A 15,723-nucleotide genomic window follows, 5' to 3' on the forward strand; every position below is an offset into this window, starting at 1 on the left:
CGCTCACAGTGGTGTGCTCTCGGCGGGTGGCTCTCGGACGATCGGGGCTCAGCGATCCAGCGGCGGCGGGTCGGACCGCACCATCTGCACAGGCGTGTTGCCGAGCTTGCGGTGGAGCATCAGTCCGCGCCCCGCCTGGCGTTTCGCCGGGCGCTGGCCCCAGACGGGTGGCTCCTCCTTGGGCATGCTCAACAGCACGCCGGGGAAGTTGAGTTCGCGCATGCGGTTGATCACCGGGTCCCCGCTCGCCCGCGCCGCGCCCCCGGCCTGCCGGGTGACGAAGAGGTGCAGCCCGATCCCCCTGGCCTGCGGCAGGAACTCCACCAACTGGCGCAGCGGGTTGCCGGCCGAGGTGGCGACGAGGTCGTAGTCGTCGACGAGGACGTAGATTTCGGGGCCCGTCCACCAGGAGCAGTCGCGCAGTTGCTCCGGTGTGACGTCCGATCCGGGCAGCCGCTCCTTGAACCCGGCGGCGAGCCCGGCCACCACCTGCGTCGCGGTGTCGTGGTTGCTCGCGTAGCCCAGCAGGCTTTCGCCGGAGAACTCCTGGAACATCGTCATCCGGTAGTCGAGGACGACGAGCTTCGCCTCGCGAGGCCGCCAGCACTCGACCACCTGCCGCGCCACGCCGCGCAGGACGGAGGTCTTGCCGGTCTCGCTGTCGCCGAGCACCACCATGCCGTTGTCGCGCCCCGGCACGAACCGCACCGGTTCGAGCCGGTTGCCTTCCAGCGCGACGACGACGCCCCGCTCCCCCTCTTCCGCCGACGGCTGCGGCGGTACGGCGTCGAGCGGGAAGTCCGCGGGGAGCAGCCTGACGCGGGGCGCCGGGTCGCCCGTCCACGCCTCGTCGACGCGGCGGACGAAGTCAGCGAGGCCGTCGCCGAGCCGGGCGTCGCTGCGCTCGCCGTCGAACCGGGGCACGGCGGTGAGGAAGTGGAGCCGCTCGGAGGTGATGCCGCGTCCCGGACGGCCCGAGGGCACCGTCCGCTGGGCCTTGCGGTCGACCTCCGAGTCGAGGGCGTCGCCGAGCTTCAACTCCACCTTGGTGCCGATGAGATCGCGCAGCCCCATGCGCATGTCCATCCAGCGGTTCCCCGAGACGACGAGGTGGACCCCGTAGGTGAGCATCCGCCCGGCGACGCCCATCAGCGTCTCCTCCAACTGCGGGAAGTTCTGCCGCAGCACCTGCCATCCGTCGACGACGAGGAAGACGTCCCCGAACGCGTCCTGGGGAACCCGCCCTTCGGCGCGGAGCCTGCGGTAGTCGGCCATGGAGTCGACGTGCAGTTCGCGGAAGCGCAACTCGCGGTCCTCCAGCACCTCCAGGACCTCGGCGACCGTCCGCGTGACGAGTTCGGCGTCGAGCCGCCCGGCCACCTGGCCGACGTGCGGGAGTCCGGAGAGGCCGAAGAGGGTGCCGCTGAAGTCGAGGCAGTAGAACTGGACTTCGCGCGGTGTGTGGCGCAGCGCGAGCGAGCCGATGAGGCTGCGCAACGCGGTCGACTTCCCGCTGTGGGGGCCGCCGACGACCGCCATGTGCCCGCCGGCGCCGGAGAGGTCGAGGGTGAAGGGGTCGCGGCGCTGGTGGTAGGGGCGGTCCACGGTGCCGATGACCGCCTCCAGCGGCGGGCGCGACGTCGCAGCGGTGAGGCCGCGGCCCTCGCGGGGAGCCGCGTCCGGGTAGAGCGCGTCGAGCGTCTCGGGCTCGTCCAGCGGCGGCAGCCACACCTGGTGGGCCTGCGGCCCCTGCCCTGCCATCTGCTCCACCATGACGTCGAGGATCGTGTTGCCCATCTCCTCGTCCTCGCCGAACTCGTCCTCGGCCAGGGCGGGTTCGGGTTCGGGGAGCCGCAGTTCCTCCGGGACGGGGAGGTACCCGGCGGGGAAGGGACGTACGTCGACCGGGCCGCTGAGTGCGCTGCCGTGGTCGTCGTCGCCCGTGCGGTAGGCGCCGGAGACGTATGCGGCGCGGAACCTGCGCAGCGTCGTGGTGTCGGTGCGGAGGTAGCCGTGCCCGGGCGAGCTGGGCAGGTGGTGTGCGTCCGTGACGCCGAGCGCGGCGCGGCTCTCCTGCTCGGAGAAGGTGCGGAGGCCGATCCGGTAGGAGAGGTGGGCCTCCAGCCCGCGGAGCCTTCCCTCGTCCAACCGCTGCGAGGCGAGGAGGAGATGGAGACCGAGGGAGCGGCCGAGCCGTCCGATCTGGACGAAGAGGTCGGCGAAGTCGGGCTTCTGGGCGAGGAGTTCGGAGAACTCGTCGACGACGATGAAGAGGCTCGGCAGCGGCGGCAGGTCGGCGCCGCGCTGCCTCGCCCGCTCGTAGTCGCGCACCGAGACGAGGTTCCCCGCGTCGCGCAGCACCTCCTGCCGGCGGTTCATCTCGCCGGATATCGCCTCCCGCATGCGGTCGACGAGCGTGAGGTCGTCCTCCAGGTTGGTGATGACGGCGGCAACGTGCGGCAGCTCGGACATACCGGCGAAGGTCGCGCCGCCCTTGAAGTCGACGAGGACGAAGTTGAGTTGCTCGGCCGGGTGCGTGGAGGCCATCGCGAGGACCAGCGTCCGCAGCAGCTCCGACTTGCCCGAGCCGGTGGCGCCGACGAGCAGGCCGTGCGGCCCCATGCCGTTCTGCGCCGACTCCTTGATGTCCAGCTCCAGGGTGCCGCCCTCGGCCGAGAGCCCGACCGGCACCTTGAGCCGGTCGCGCATCGGACGGGAGCGCCACAGCACGTCGAGGTCGAGGCGTCCGGGGTCGGCTATCCCCAGCAGGCCGGGGAGCGTCGTGTCGGCCGTGCTGAGGTCCTCGGTCTGCGCGGTCGAGGAGTCGAGGCGGTACGGCGCCAACTGCTGGGCGAGTGCCGCTGTTTGGGGATGCGAGAGCTGGTCCGCCGCGCCCAGGTCGTCGCTGGACTCACCGGAGAGGACGCTCAATTCGCCGCCCTCCACGGCGAGTCGGATGCCGTGCGCGGCAGTGAGCCCCGAGGCGCGGCCATCGAGGTCGAGCACGGTCACGCCCTGCATGCCGCCCGGGTCTAGCAGCGCCTCGGACCCGAAGACGAGCCCGCCGTCGAGGACGACGAGGAGGTGCGGCACGTCCGGATCGGGCTCGGCGTCCCTGTTGAACCGGGTACGCCTGCTCAACTCGGCGCCGAGCAGGTCCTCCAGGCCGGCGAGACTGCCGTGGACGAGGCGCACCGGGCCCGCGTGGTCCACCTCCTCCGGATGGTGCGCGTGCGGCAGCCACTTCACCCACGCCCACTCCGCACCGTCCGGATCGCTCGTGCAGACCAGCACCCGCAGGTCGCGGGGCGCGTGGAGGACGGCGGCCTGCGCCAGGACGGAGCGCAGCAGCCCGCGCGCCCCTGCCTCCTCGCCTTCCACGGCGACGGAGGCGAACCTCCGCAGGGCCAACTGGACGGGCAGCGAAGGGACCACGGAGTGTGCGTCGACGAATCGCTTCAACGCGACGGCGCTCAGCGGGTCGAGATCCTCGACGGGCGCCGACTCGCCCGGTACCAGCGGCGTCGCCAGGTAGCGCGGCCCTGTGCCGATCCGCACCACCCCGAAGTCGCCGTCGGCCGAACGACGCTCCCACAGCCGCCGGCTCGCCGCGACAGCCCACAGCGCGCCGGGCTCGGGCGCCGCCCAACGCAGCGCGTCCGCCTGCGCGTCCGCGGTCTTGCGCACCTCGGCGCGGGTCCGCTCCAGGTACCGCAGGTACTCCCTGCGCTCCTGCTGCGCCTGCCCCCTGGTGCTGCCGCGCTGCCGCAGCAGCGAGCCGACGACCATCGCGAGCGAGGAGACGAGGAACATCGTCCCGACGACGTAGCCGATCGGGCCGCGGCCCATCGTCAGCATGTACATCACGGAGCCGAGGCCGCTGAGGGCGGGGAGCGCGGTGAGCCAGACGTTGTTGTTGGGGTCGGGTTGCGGGAGTTCGGGGGGTGGCTTGAGGGTCAAGTCGCCCGTGGGAGCGGTGGGTTGGGGGGCTCGGGCAGGGCGGCGGAAGAGGGTGGTGGGGGTCATCCGAAGGGTTTCCTGCCGCTGTCGTAGCCTTCATTGATAGAGAAGGGGTTCGCGAAGTCGAAGTTGTCTTCCAAGTTGTCGAATTGGCGTCTGAGAGTGGTTTCCCTGGAGCCACCCTCTTCCTCTTCGGACTCCGTGCCGAAAACGTCAGGGATCCCGGCGTCTTCGTCGATTTTGTAACCGGCGTCCTGCGCCGCGGTCGCAAGCATGTACTCAACGCTGTGCGTACCCCAGTGACGGTGCTCGAATTCGTACGGGTTGGGCGGCTTCGACCCTACGTCCACGACGTTTCTGGCCCCTTCGGCCAAGACGGTACCTGCGGCACCCATCGCGGGGCCTCCGAGACCGGACGCGAAGGCGACACCGCTCAGTACCGATGTCTTGACGTTGTTGGGATCCATCTGGAGAGACGTGTCGGCCGCCTCGACGTCGCCGTGCACGAGCCCCTGCGCTGTCGAGACCCCGGTGACCATTGAGCCGATCCAAGCGTCGTCGCCGTCTCCGTGCTCGAACGCTTCGTACGCCTTGCTGTATTGCCAGGCACCGACACCCGCTTCGAATTGCTCGGTGACGTCATCATCGAAGTTCTGCATCAGGGTGAACAGCTCGGCCTGATCCTCCTGTGCAAGCTCGAATCCGTACGGATAGTCCCTGCCGTACAGATCATCAAGGTTCTCCAATGTCTGCGATTCCGACACCGGAGAGATCTGCGAAAGGAAGTCCATGTTGCGCACAGCGGTGTCGGCGACGGCTTCCTGGAGTTCGTTGCCGGCGACGGCGTTGTAGCCGGCGAGGACGCCGGCGTTCTCGACCGCGCCGGTGAGGACGTTGAAGGACGCGTCGTAGTACCGCTCGGCCTCCTTGTCGTCGTAGGAGATGCCTTCGGGCAACGTGGTCCCCGCAGTGACGAAGTCGCCCGCGCCGGAGGCATCGGCCCAGTGCGCGCCGAGCAAGTTGTCCGTGTTCTCCTTCTCCCCGAGCCACTCCGCCGTGGCCCCCTCGTTGTGCGACGCCGCCGAGAGCAGGCCGCCGACGCCTTCGGCCGAGACGTTCGGGATGATCCCTGAACCCATCGACCGCGTGGCGGAAGTGTTGGCGCGATCGATGCGCGCATTCTGGTCGTCGATCGCCTGCTGCACGTCGACGGCCGTGTCGGCCATCGCGGTGCTGAACTCGTCCCCGGAGGCGACCGTCGCGTTCCCCATGAGAGCCGCGAAGCCGTCGAACTGGTTGACCGCGCTGCGCAGCCCGCCGCCCTCGTGGATACCGAGGTCGGAGATCCGCTCGTCGTAGCCGTCCATGTACTCGACGACGCCGGCAGGCATCGCCTGCGCGCTGCCCCCGGCCGCGGGGTTCATCACGGTGTTGATGCCGTTGGCGACCGCCTGCTGAGCCGCGCCGACAGGCCCGTCGGCGTCGTCGGGCTCCAGGTGCCCGAGCGCCGAGAGCGCCTCGGCGTCCAGCTCGCCGACGTAGAGGTTGACGTAACGCGCCGCCGCGGAGTCCTCGCTGTCGAAGTCCTCGCGGATATTGCCGTCTTCGTCGTAGATGTCGTCGAGCGCGGACTCCAGTCCGACGCTGTACACCCCGAGCGCGTGCGGGTCGGGCTCGTCCTTCTGGAGCTCCTCGTTGAGGCGCTCGCCGTTGTACTCCGCCATCTCGGGGCTCGACCACAGGCCGCCCGGGTCCTCGGAGGTGTCGAAGCCCGACTGCTCCAGCTCGTAGGCGAGTTCGGCCATCCGCGAGCGGTACTGCTCGATGGCGTCGTCGATGTTGCCGTCGGCGGTCTCCGCCGCCTCGATCGCGGCCTCCAGATGCTTCTGGCGGATGCGGAACTTCAGGTCCCACGGCGCATCCCACCCCGACTCGCCCTGCACGGCCGTGTACGTGATGTCGCCGTAGGTGACCTTCGGCGCGTCCTTGATGCTGTCGAGCAGTATCGAGCCGCTCTCCGTACGCTCCAGCGCACTGCGTACGTTGCTGAGGTCCCGCTCGGCGTCCGTGTTGAGGTCCTCGATCTCCTGGTCGAGGCCGCCGCCGTAGTCGCCGCCGCCGTCGATGATCTCCTCGTTCTCGTCGATGCAGTCCTGTGCGAGGCCGATCCCCCGCACGACGTTGCCGACGACGGCGTCCATGTCCTCGCCGTTCCCACCGAGGTCGTTCGAGGTCAACTCACCGCGCTGCTCCTTGTCGATGAGGTCCTGGCCGTCGACGCTGCCCGACTCGGCGCCCTGCTCACCCGCGACGCGCGCGAGGTCGCCCGCCGACTCCGCCTCCCCCGCCGCGCGGGCGTACTGCGCGGCGACGTCCGCCATCTCGTCCTCGTTCACCTCGTCCGAGAAGTCGTCGCGGCGCTGCCACGGGTCGACGTTGGTCCCCTCCAGGACGTCGCTCTTGGTGAAGCCGACCTCGCTGGCCATCTCCCCAACTCCCCTTCTCCGGCGCTCACATGCCGTCGGTGACGGAGCGAGCCACGTCCGAGCCGGAGTCCCCCGCCGTCCGAAGCTGCGTGTGCGTGTCCGTGTCGACGTCTTCGCCGAGATCGGCGACGCGGTGGTCGGCGCCGCTCATGTCGTCGCGGTCCTCGGCCGCCTTGCCGGCGCCGCGCGCCTGCCGCTCGCTGTTGCCGTTGAGGGCGCTCACGTACGCGTCCGCGCCGCCGAACTGCGCCCCACCGGCCTCCACGCCCCTGAGGTGGCCCCGGGCGCCCTCCGCCGCGTCGGCCGAACGGTTGCTGGTGCGGCCGCCCTCCCTGAACCCCTCGGGCAGGTAGTCCAGCCCTGCGTCCTCGCTCATCGTTCCTCCCTCGCTCACTCGCCCAACGTGCCCGGAACGGCCCTGCGTTGGGGGCGCCACACCTCGGCGTCCTCGCGCATCTCGGTGCCCTTGCCCTCGCGGCGCTTCCGCTCGACGCCGCGCGCCTTCTGCCCGCCCGCGGCCCCGGGCGCGGGCCCCGGAGCGCCCCGTGCCGCTCCGGGCGCCCCGCGCGTCGCGCCGGCGGACGGCTGCCCGCCGCCGAGCCGGTGCCGTGCGGCGGCGTCGGCCGCACTCGACCGCCGGCCGGCCGGCTTGTCGGTGACGGTGCGCGAGGGCTGCCGCGCCGCGCGCGCGGCTCCCCCGGCGGAGCGCTGCGAGGAGGCCCCCGGCGGCGGGGTGAACGGGCGGCCGCCCTGACGCGCCTCGCGCGCCCCGAGCCGGTTCGCCAACTCCGCCTTGTGCGCGAGGTTCTGCCCCGCCTGCCGCGAGATCTGCGCCTGCGCACGCCCGCCGCCCGCGACGCTGGGCGGCGCGACGCCGCCGTACAACCCCGCCACACCGGCCGCGCCCAGTGCCGCACCCCCCGCGACGACTCCGCCGCCCGCCCCGGTCACACCCCCGTCGAGACCGGAGAGGCGGGTGGCGTACTGGGTGACCTCGCCGAACGGCCGTCCCGTCACCGGGTCGATCCAGCGACCCGACGACGGGTCGAACTCCCGCCCCGTCGCCGGGTCGACGAGGAATCCGGTGCCCGGGCTCTGCACCCATCCCGCGAAGTCCCCTCCGTCGGGCCCGACGATCGACGAGTACGGGTACGAACCGGCGCCCACCGTCGCCCCGTTGGGTGCGACGACGACGGGTCCGTGCCCACCCGCGCCGAGGCCGAGCTCTCCACCCCCGGCGGAGAGCGCGCCCGCACCGCGGAATCCCCCGCCCGGCGCGGGCGAGACCTCCGGCGCCGTGGGGGCGTCGCCGCCCGTGACGCCGCCGATCACATGGTCCAGCGCGGAAAGCTCCTGGATCGCCTCGCGGGCGAGTTCGTTCATCCGCTGGACGTGCATGGTGCTGCCTTTGTCCGCCTGCACCTGGAGGGAGCCGGACGCCGTGGCCGCGTCCTCGTCCTTGCTGTTCTTCGCGTCCTGGTTCTTCTCGTACTCGATGCGGAGGCTCTCGGCCCGCTCCGCCGCCTCGGCCGCCGCGCCGCCCGCGTCCTGGAGCTGGCGGCTGATCGCCATCGCCAGCGAGGACGCCTGGCCGCCCCAACCTCCCGTCGCCCCGAGGCTGTCGGCGAGTTCGGCGAGGCCGACACCGGGTTCTGCCGAGGTCTCGCCCGCGACTCGACCCAGGTCGTCACCGGTGCGCGTGGCGACGCCCGCGAGCGCCATCCAGGCGCCGGCGGCGGCCTTCATCTCGTAGTCGTTGACGCTGAGGATCTGCGAGACCGTCTGGTAGAAGCTGTCGCTCATCGGCTCACTCCGGGAGCATCTCTTGGCCACCGCCGGGGCGCTGGTCCGCCGCCAGCTTGTTCTGGAGGGCGACCTCCTCGTCCGTCATGTTCGCCAGGTCGGCCACCTCCCCTGCCCGGTCGACGATGTTCTCCACGGAGACGCCGTGGCGCTCGGCCTGCTCGAGCATCGCGCGGGCCGCGCTCTCCAGCGCGTCGGCCGCGTCCCCGCCGCTGGGAACCGAGCCGAACATGCCGCGGGCCGCGGCGATCTGGAGGAAGCCCTCCCGCAGCGAGATCCCCGTGGCCCCCGCTGCGCCCTCCTGCGTACCCCTCGCCGCTTCGGCGTTGAGGTGCTCGCCTTCCCCGTCCGACATGCGTCCTCTCCCCGTCTCAGCGGCCGGCGGCCCGGCGCATCGCCTCGCCGCCCTCCAGCGCGATGTTGCGGGAGCGTTCCATCGCGGTGTTCTGGAGGCCGAGGTTCTCCCCGAACTGCTCGACCTTGCGTACGTAGTTGTCGTTGCGATCGCTGAGGACCGACTGGAGGCCGGAGTCGATCTCGCCCTCGGGGAAGAGCCCCTCGATGCGGCGGATCACGTCCGACCAGATCTCGTTGCACTCGGTCAACTGCCGTGCGCCGGCCTGCTGGATGTCGCCCATGGCGGCGTCGCTGAACCTGTAGTGCCCGTCCTGCATCTTGGTCTCCGCTCTCTCGTCCCTCGTCCGCGGCTCAGGCGCGCATGCCGAGCTGGATGTCGCCGGCCTGCCCGCCTCCCGCGCCCCCGCCGGCCGCCGACGTCTGGACCTGCTGGACCTGCTCGTCGGTGTTGTGGCCCTGCTCGCCCGTGAGGTTGAGGTCCGAGCGCAGTCCCTCCAGCTCCTCGGCGAGCGCCCTGCCGACCGAGGCGAGGTCCGCGTAGGTGCCCTGCGCGACGGCGGTGCCGCTGCTGGAGAAGGCCGTCGTCACGTTGTCGCCCTGGGCGCCGATGATCGTGGACGACTCCTGCATCCGTTCGAAGGCGTCGTCGACGATGCCTTCGATCGCCTTCAACGCCTCCGTCCCGACATTGACGTCGTACTCGTCGCTCATATCTGCCTCCTCGGGCCCAGGCCCGCACCGATCGGCTCCCCGGTTTGCGATCGCGCCGGATCACCAGCACGTGCTCCAGCACCGTAGGAAGAGGGCGTATCAGATCCGTATCAACCGCGTCCGCGCTTGGCACCGACGTTTGCAGACGCCTGGAATTCCCTTGCGCAACTACTGTGCGCCCGGCAACGGTTGGAGCCGTCCGCACGGTGCGGCAGAGGGCGCGGCGGAGGCACACCGCCCCGCTCGGCCGCACCCGCGGCGGCCACGGGGGTCGCCCGACCGCGGCTGGCCGGAGGCCGGGTACCGTGCTCGCGCACTGCCCGGCGCCCCGGGTGGGCGCACGGGAGCGCGTACGCGCGTGTACCAGCCGTCACGCTGATCGCGTAGGCTGGTCACACACGTTTTCAGATCTCCATGGCAAACGTTTCCGCGGGCCTGCTGCGAGGTTTCGCGGCCCGCGTCGGGAATGCCGAGGGAAGGGTCTCTGATGGAGTTCCGTGTTCTCGGCCCGCTGGAGGTCCGGGACCAGCGGGGCGAGCAACTGCCGGTGAGCGCACCGATGTTGAGGGCGCTGCTGGCGACGCTGGTGCTGCGCACCGGCCACGTGGTGACAGTGGAGGACCTGGCACACCAGCTATGGGGCGAGGAACCGCCGGCCTCCATCAGGACGGCGATCCGCAACTACGTGATGCGGCTCCGCAAGGCGCTCCGCGAGGAGCGCATCAACACCAGCGCGGGCGGCTACCAACTCCTCGCATCGCGCGAGGAGACGGACCTCGGCCAGTTCCAGGCGCTCCACTCGCACTCGCGCGAGATAGCTTCCACCGACCCGGCCGCCGCGGCCGAACTCCTCGACGAGGCACTGGCGTTGTGGCGCGGCAAGCCGCTCACCGGCATCGGGGACTGCCCGCTCCGCACCGTCCACCAGCCGCGCCTGGAGGAGCTGCGCCTCACGACCGCGGAGGAGCGGTTCGACCTCCGCCTCGCGCTGGGCGAGCACGAGGTGCTCGTCGAGGAGCTCCTCGCCGCAGTCAGGGAGCACCCGCTGCGCGAACGGCTCACTCGCCAGTTGATGCTCGCGCTCCACCGCAGCGGCAGGAGCGCCGAGGCGCTCGGCGTCTTCCGGGAGGCCCGCCGCGCGCTCGTCGACGAGCTGGCCATCGAACCAGGCCCGGAGCTGCGGGAGTTGGAGCAGGCGATCCTCCGTGGGGACGCCGCGCTGGAAGCGCCGCGCCGAACCCGCACGGAGGCTGTCGCCCCTGCGGCAAGGGACGCGCAGCAGCCCGTGCGGGCGCCGGAACCCGAGCCCCACGAACCGGCGGAGAGCGCGGCCGTGCCCACCGAGTTCCCCGCAGCGCCCGCGACGTTCGTCGCGCGCGGGCTGGAGATCGCCAGGCTCCGCGAGTGGCTCACGGGCGCCGTGGCCGCGCCCGCCGTGTGCCTCATCGACGGCCCGGGGGGCGTCGGGAAGTCCACGCTCGCGCTGCGCTCCGCGCACGAGTCGGCCGACCGCTTCCCCGACGGCATGGTCCACGTCGACCTGCGAGGAGCCGACCCGCAGAGCCCGCCGCTCGGCACCGACGACGCGGTACGCCAACTCCTGCGCGCCCTCGGCGAGCCACCCGACTCGGTGCCGCCCGACTCGACGGCCGCCCTTGAGCACTACCAACGACTCGTGCGGCAGCGGCAGTTGCTCGTCCTCCTCGACAACGCGCACAGCTCGGAGCAGGTGCGGCCACTGCTGCCGAGCCGCGCCGGCTCTGCGTGCCTCGTCACCTCGCGCACCGTGCTGACGGGCCTGCCGGGCGCCCGGCATCTGCACCTGGACACCCTGCAACCGGCCGACGCGGTCGCGCTGGTGCGGACGGTCTCGGGCGCCGCCGATCCCGCCAGCGAGGCGGAGTGGCACGAACTCGTCGGGCTGTGCGGGCGGTTGCCGCTCGCGCTGCACGTGATCGCGGTGCGTATGGCGTCGAGGCCGCGCTGGTCGGTGGCCGACTGGACGGAGACACTGCGCGACGAGCGCCGCCGCCTCACCGAACTCGTCGTCGCCGACCGCGACGTCCGCGCAAGCCTCCTCGTCAGCATCGAGCAGCTCCGCGCGAGCGGTGACCCCCTCGATCGCGGCGCCGCCGAACTCTTCCCGCTGCTGGGCGTGGCCGCCATCAGCCGGCACACGACGCAGACGGCGGCAGCGCTGACCGGCGCCGAAACGGGCGCGGTGGAAGGCGCGTTGGAGCGGCTCACCGACGCACAGCTCGCCGACAGCCCGCGGCCGGGCCAGTACGCCTTCCACGACCTGGTGCGCGCGACCGCCGCAGGCGAGGCGGAGACGCTGCCGCGCACACGCGTCGGCGAGGCCCTCACCGGGCTCGCGCGCTGGTACCTGGGCACCCTGCACCGCGTCAACGAACCCTTCGCCGGCAACGAGATCAACACGGAGCTCAGCCGTGAGGCTCTCGCCCACTACACAACGGGCCGCTCCTTCACGGCCGTTGACGAAGCGGTGGCCTGGGCCGACACCGCCTGCGACGACGTGGTCCGCTTCGCCGCCCAACTCGCCGACTCCGCCGCGCTCGGCCCCGAGGAGACACCGCTCCACGGCCGGACGTTGGACGACTTCGCGCTCCAGGCGCTCACCGCGCTGGACACCTTCTTCGCCCGGCAGGCCCGCTGGCGCGCACAGAGCACCCTGGCCGAGACGGCGCTGCGGGTCGCGGAGCGGCGCGGGGACCGCTACGGACAGGCGGAGGCGCTCTCCCGGCTCGGGAAGGTGACGGGCCAGCGGGGCGAACCGGTAGCCGCCACCCCCCTGTTGGAACGCAGCATCGCGCTCTTCTCCGAGCTGGGGATGGGGCGGCAGATGGCGGTCGCCAGAAGCAACCTCGTGCCCTGCCTCGCGACACAGGGGCTGCTGCGTGAGGCCATCGAGGTCGGTGAGTCCGCGCTGCGGACCGTCGAAGTGCACGGCCCCGGGCCGCTCGTCATGTCGATCCGCAACAACCTGGGCAGGTGCTACCTCCACCTCGGCGACCACGAGCAGGCGTACGAGCTGCTGCTGCACAACTACCGCGGCACCACCTCACCCGCGTACCGCGCCAACACCGCCCACTCGCTCGGCGAGTACCACATGTTCCGGGAGGAGTTCGCCGAGGCCGCCGAGTGGGCCAGGACGTCCCTCTCCGGGGGCGAGCACCTGGATCCACTCTCGAGGGCGGAGGCGTATGCGCTGCTCGCGGCCGCCCTGCGCGGCATGGGCCGCACCGAGGAGGCGGGTGCGGCGGACGCCGACGCGAGGGAGCTGCTCGACCGCCTCAACGCGCGCGAGGCGGCGCAGCTCCGTCTGAAGCTGGGCCGGGGCGAAGTCCCGTCGGAGCCCGCCGGGCGCGGGTGAGTGCCCGAAGGTGCGGGTGCCTCGATGGGGGGCGCAGTTGCCCGCGCTTGGCGTAGTGTCCGCCCGACGGCGGGAAGCCGCCGCGGACCGAGCCCGTGGAGGGGGCAGAGACGGAGGTGGGTGAGAGCACAGCAGGCTGCCACCGTGCGCATCCCACCGCCGGGTCGATGCGCTGACGCACCGGCCGGAACGGTCTCTCGAAAGGCCCGCCCATGCACTCCGCCCCACCACTTCCGCCGTACGACACCACCGTGCGGGCACTGCGCGCCGCAGGGTGCGTCTTCGCCGAGGACGAGGCACGCCTCCTCCACGCGGCGGCCGACTCGGCCGCACACCTCGACCGCCTCGTCACCGACCGCGCAGCCGGATTCCCGCTCGAACACCTCCTCGGCTGGGCGGAGTTCAGCGGACTGCGCGTCACCGTACGGGCGGGTGTCTTCGTGCCGCGGCGCCGTACGGAGTTCCTCGTCGAGCGCGCCGCCGAAGCGACCCCCGAGGCGGCGTGCGTGGTCGACCTCTGCTGCGGCACGGGCGCGCTGGGTGCCGCGCTCGCGCGGCTCCGCCCCGCGGTGCAGCTCCACGCCGCGGACGTCGACGCGGAGGCCGTCGCCTGCGCCCGCGTCAACACAGCCGCGTACGGCGGCGTCGTCCACAGCGGCGACCTCTTCGACGCGCTCCCGGCCGGTCTGCGCGGCCGCATCGACGTGCTCCTCTGCAACGTTCCGTACGTGCCCACGGGCGAGTTGGCGCTGCTGCCCGGAGAGGCGCGGCTCCACGAGGACCGGCGCGCCCTCGACGGCGGCCGTGACGGACTCGACGTGCTCCGCCGGGTCGTCGCCGAGGCACCGCAGTGGCTCGCCCCCGGCGGAAGGCTCTTCTTCGAGGCAGGCGAGCGCCAGATCCCCGCGGCAACGGCGGCGGTCAGGGACGCCGGGCTCCTCCCCGAGGTCGCGCACGACGAGCAGCGGGAGGCTTCGGTGCTGATCGCCACGAGGGACGCGGGGTGAGCCTGGGCGCTGTCCGCTCACCGTTCAACCGTGTTGGCGTCCGGGCGGGTTGGGGCTCCGTCTGTCCGCAGACGGTGCGCTCCCCCGGAGTTCGCCCCGGGCGCCCGCTCAGTCCCCCTCGGCGAGACGGGTGATCTCCGCGGCCATGTGGGCGACGTACGCGTCGAGTTCGGCAGCCGGCCACGCGGCAGGCTCCTCGGCTTCGCCCTCGTAGACGGCGAGCGCCTGTGCGAGGATCGGGCGGTACTGCTGCGGGAGCCTGCCGAGCGTCCATGAGGCGCCCTCCGCCTTCGAGCGGAAGCGGTCGGTGCTGAGCGTCGCGTGAACACGGGCGAGGGTGAGGACGGCGTTGCGGGTGTCCTCCGCCGCCTCGGCACGCAGCGGCTCAACGGCCGCCAAGCTGGCGCGGCGCACGTCCCGCCACGGCACCGGATCGAGGAGGCACCGCGGCGGCGGACCGGCGAGCGCGGTATCGGCTGCCAGAGCCATGGCGAGGAGCACCGCCACGTCCTCGTCGCTCCCCGGCTGCGGCACCTCACCGCGCTCGTAATGCTCCCTGCACCACTCGCCGTACTGGAAGTCGCAGCGCGGCGGGTACTGCCACGGCCGCACGTCCGACTCCACGACGACCGTCAACTCCACGGGCCGCAGCTCTCGTTGCCCTTCGGGTGGTGCCGAGACCCCGCCCAGCAGCCCGTCGACGAGCGCGCGCCGCTCCTCCGCGCCCAGGGAGCGGCCGGTGACGACGAGCACGTCGAGGTCGCTGTACGGGCGCAGCCCGCCGCGGAGTACGGCCGAACCGTACTGGTAGGCGCCGAGCACGTTCGGCCCGAGCACGTGCTCCACCAGGTGTACGACATCGGCGAGTTGGGCCATGGGGACCTCTGCGGTACGGAAGGGCGGGAACGCAGACGGTATGCGCCGGTCCGGGCGCGAGCAACGGCATTTCGAGGGCGGCCCGGGGCCGTGTCGCAGCGGGGCGAGGGGCCGATCTCGGTGGCGGTTGCGGGGAAGCACGGGCCTCGGGAGAGCACTGATTCTTTTTGCGTGCCAGAAGGGCCTGGTGTTGGCCTCACACTCGGGACTGCCTCACAAGGCTGTCCGGGCTCGGCGGTGGGCTAGTCCATGACCGCTCGGGCCGCGTCGAGGAACGCCAGCCGGTTCTCCTCCAAGTAGTCCCGCACGCTCTCGCCGTCGGGCAAGCCCTCCCACACCGTCCGGTTGAGATCGAGGAAGTACGCACGTGCCGCGTCGTGCACGGCCAGGGGGAACTGGATACGAACGAGCCGCTCGACGACCCACAGCCTGTTCATGGCGTCCTGGGTCTTGAGGTACCAGGGGTGGGTGTCGTCGAACTCGGAAGGCCGGCTGAACGCGTAGCGTTCGGCCTCGGCCCCCACCTCCACGAATCGCTCCAGCAGCGCCAGCCGTTCGGCGCGCCGAGCCTCCGAGAGGGCGTTCTGCTGGCGTTGTCGTTCAGCGCGTTCCGCCGACAATTGAGTCCTGTGCTGAACGAGGTAGGAGAGCACGCCTCCGAGGACGACGCCGCCCAGCGATATGAGTGACCCCCAGACCTGACTTGACATGGTGGCCATGTTTCCATGCCATCGGCCTTCGGGACGATCTCGCCGTGGCTGACGTGCGGACGGCGTCCACGTCGTCCGCGAAGGCACAGGCCCGGTACGCAAGGCCGACCGTGGAGCCTGCCGCTCAAGAGCCGGTTTCTGCTGGTCGCCGCCTACGGAGGAACGCACCTGGCTGTGCGACAGCTCGGCACAGGGTGACCCGCCCCGAGCTCGAGCGGACACCCCCGAGGTGTCGCAACGTCAGGATGGACGGCCGCTGTGAAATGCGGGATGCCCGACTCCGGTGAACGGCCGCTGAGCCGGGTGAACGGGCCGCCCACCGACTCGGATGAGCGACCACTGGCCGGGACGGACACCGACACGGGCGGCTCCGCAGCCCCAGCGTAGGAATCGAAAAATGGGCTGAGTCGCACAGCAAC

General features: G+C 71.9%; 11 protein-coding genes. 2 read left to right on the top strand and 9 right to left on the bottom strand.

The genetic code is table 11. The features are described 5' to 3' along the window. Window positions 1-48 precede the first annotated feature (48 nt). The 7 genes from F603_RS0114915 to F603_RS0114945 are packed head-to-tail and all read right to left on the bottom strand — an operon-like array spanning window position 49 to window position 9,317. Window positions 49-4,026 carry a type VII secretion protein EccC gene (locus tag F603_RS0114915; protein WP_019546815.1) on the bottom strand — a complete coding sequence of 1,326 codons (3,978 nt, stop codon included), beginning with the start codon at window positions 4,024-4,026 and terminating at the stop codon, window positions 49-51. Further along, entirely contained in the window at window positions 4,023-6,446 is a 2,424-nt protein-coding gene (locus tag F603_RS0114920) for a hypothetical protein (protein WP_019546816.1), read from the bottom strand. Before F603_RS0114920 ends, F603_RS0114915 begins: the two co-directional genes overlap by 4 nt. Before the next feature lie 25 nt (window positions 6,447-6,471). Then, window positions 6,472-6,822: a hypothetical protein gene (locus F603_RS0114925; protein ID WP_016907978.1), complete on the bottom strand. Its 351-nt coding sequence runs from the start codon at window positions 6,820-6,822 to the stop codon at window positions 6,472-6,474. Window positions 6,823-6,836: 14 nt separating this feature from the next. Next, on the bottom strand, window positions 6,837-8,249 hold the full coding sequence (locus F603_RS36250) for a hypothetical protein (protein ID WP_026328430.1): 1,413 nt from the start codon (window positions 8,247-8,249) through the stop codon (window positions 6,837-6,839). A 4-nt stretch (window positions 8,250-8,253) separates the two neighbouring features. Next, window positions 8,254-8,604, bottom strand: coding sequence for a hypothetical protein (locus tag F603_RS0114935; protein WP_019546817.1), 351 nt, complete (start codon window positions 8,602-8,604; stop codon window positions 8,254-8,256). Between the two features lie 16 nt (window positions 8,605-8,620). Next, a complete protein-coding gene (locus F603_RS0114940) occupies window positions 8,621-8,923 on the bottom strand; it encodes a hypothetical protein (RefSeq protein WP_019546818.1) in 303 nt (100 codons plus the stop codon). 34 nt (window positions 8,924-8,957) lie between these two features. Next, window positions 8,958-9,317, bottom strand: a complete 360-nt coding sequence (locus F603_RS0114945) for a hypothetical protein (RefSeq protein WP_016907983.1) — start codon at window positions 9,315-9,317, stop codon at window positions 8,958-8,960. Between the two features lie 487 nt (window positions 9,318-9,804). Between F603_RS0114945 and F603_RS0114950 the strand changes: the two genes are divergently transcribed. Further along, complete coding sequence (locus F603_RS0114950) at window positions 9,805-12,711, top strand: AfsR/SARP family transcriptional regulator (protein ID WP_019546819.1); 2,907 nt, start codon at window positions 9,805-9,807, stop codon at window positions 12,709-12,711. A gap of 212 nt (window positions 12,712-12,923) precedes the next feature. After that, on the top strand, window positions 12,924-13,718 hold the full coding sequence (locus F603_RS0114955; protein ID WP_019546820.1) for a putative protein N(5)-glutamine methyltransferase: 795 nt from the start codon (window positions 12,924-12,926) through the stop codon (window positions 13,716-13,718). Window positions 13,719-13,826: 108 nt separating this feature from the next. Here the strand turns inward: F603_RS0114955 and F603_RS0114960 are convergent, their stop codons facing one another. Together F603_RS0114960 and F603_RS0114965 are read right to left on the bottom strand one after the other, a co-directional pair. After that, complete coding sequence (locus F603_RS0114960; protein WP_019546821.1) at window positions 13,827-14,594, bottom strand: aminoglycoside adenylyltransferase family protein; 768 nt, start codon at window positions 14,592-14,594, stop codon at window positions 13,827-13,829. 242 nt (window positions 14,595-14,836) lie between these two features. Further along, window positions 14,837-15,313, bottom strand: coding sequence for a hypothetical protein (locus F603_RS0114965; protein WP_019546822.1), 477 nt, complete (start codon window positions 15,311-15,313; stop codon window positions 14,837-14,839). Window positions 15,314-15,723: the final 410 nt, after the last annotated feature.

Origin of the sequence: Streptomyces sulphureus DSM 40104, assembly GCF_000381025.1 — a bacterium.
Lineage (GTDB): Bacteria > Actinomycetota > Actinomycetes > Streptomycetales > Streptomycetaceae > Streptomyces > Streptomyces sulphureus.

Coding starts and splice junctions, on each gene's coding strand:
- F603_RS0114920 (WP_019546816.1), bottom strand. CDS start 6,446: ATGGCCAGCGAGGTCGGCTTCACCAAGAGCGACGTCCTGGAGGGGACC.
- F603_RS0114960 (WP_019546821.1), bottom strand. CDS start 14,594: ATGGCCCAACTCGCCGATGTCGTACACCTGGTGGAGCACGTGCTCGGG.
- F603_RS0114935 (WP_019546817.1), bottom strand. CDS start 8,604: ATGTCGGACGGGGAAGGCGAGCACCTCAACGCCGAAGCGGCGAGGGGT.
- F603_RS0114945 (WP_016907983.1), bottom strand. CDS start 9,317: ATGAGCGACGAGTACGACGTCAATGTCGGGACGGAGGCGTTGAAGGCG.
- F603_RS36250 (WP_026328430.1), bottom strand. CDS start 8,249: ATGAGCGACAGCTTCTACCAGACGGTCTCGCAGATCCTCAGCGTCAAC.
- F603_RS0114955 (WP_019546820.1), top strand. CDS start 12,924: ATGCACTCCGCCCCACCACTTCCGCCGTACGACACCACCGTGCGGGCA.
- F603_RS0114940 (WP_019546818.1), bottom strand. CDS start 8,923: ATGCAGGACGGGCACTACAGGTTCAGCGACGCCGCCATGGGCGACATC.
- F603_RS0114915 (WP_019546815.1), bottom strand. CDS start 4,026: ATGACCCCCACCACCCTCTTCCGCCGCCCTGCCCGAGCCCCCCAACCC.
- F603_RS0114950 (WP_019546819.1), top strand. CDS start 9,805: ATGGAGTTCCGTGTTCTCGGCCCGCTGGAGGTCCGGGACCAGCGGGGC.
- F603_RS0114965 (WP_019546822.1), bottom strand. CDS start 15,313: ATGGCCACCATGTCAAGTCAGGTCTGGGGGTCACTCATATCGCTGGGC.
- F603_RS0114925 (WP_016907978.1), bottom strand. CDS start 6,822: ATGAGCGAGGACGCAGGGCTGGACTACCTGCCCGAGGGGTTCAGGGAG.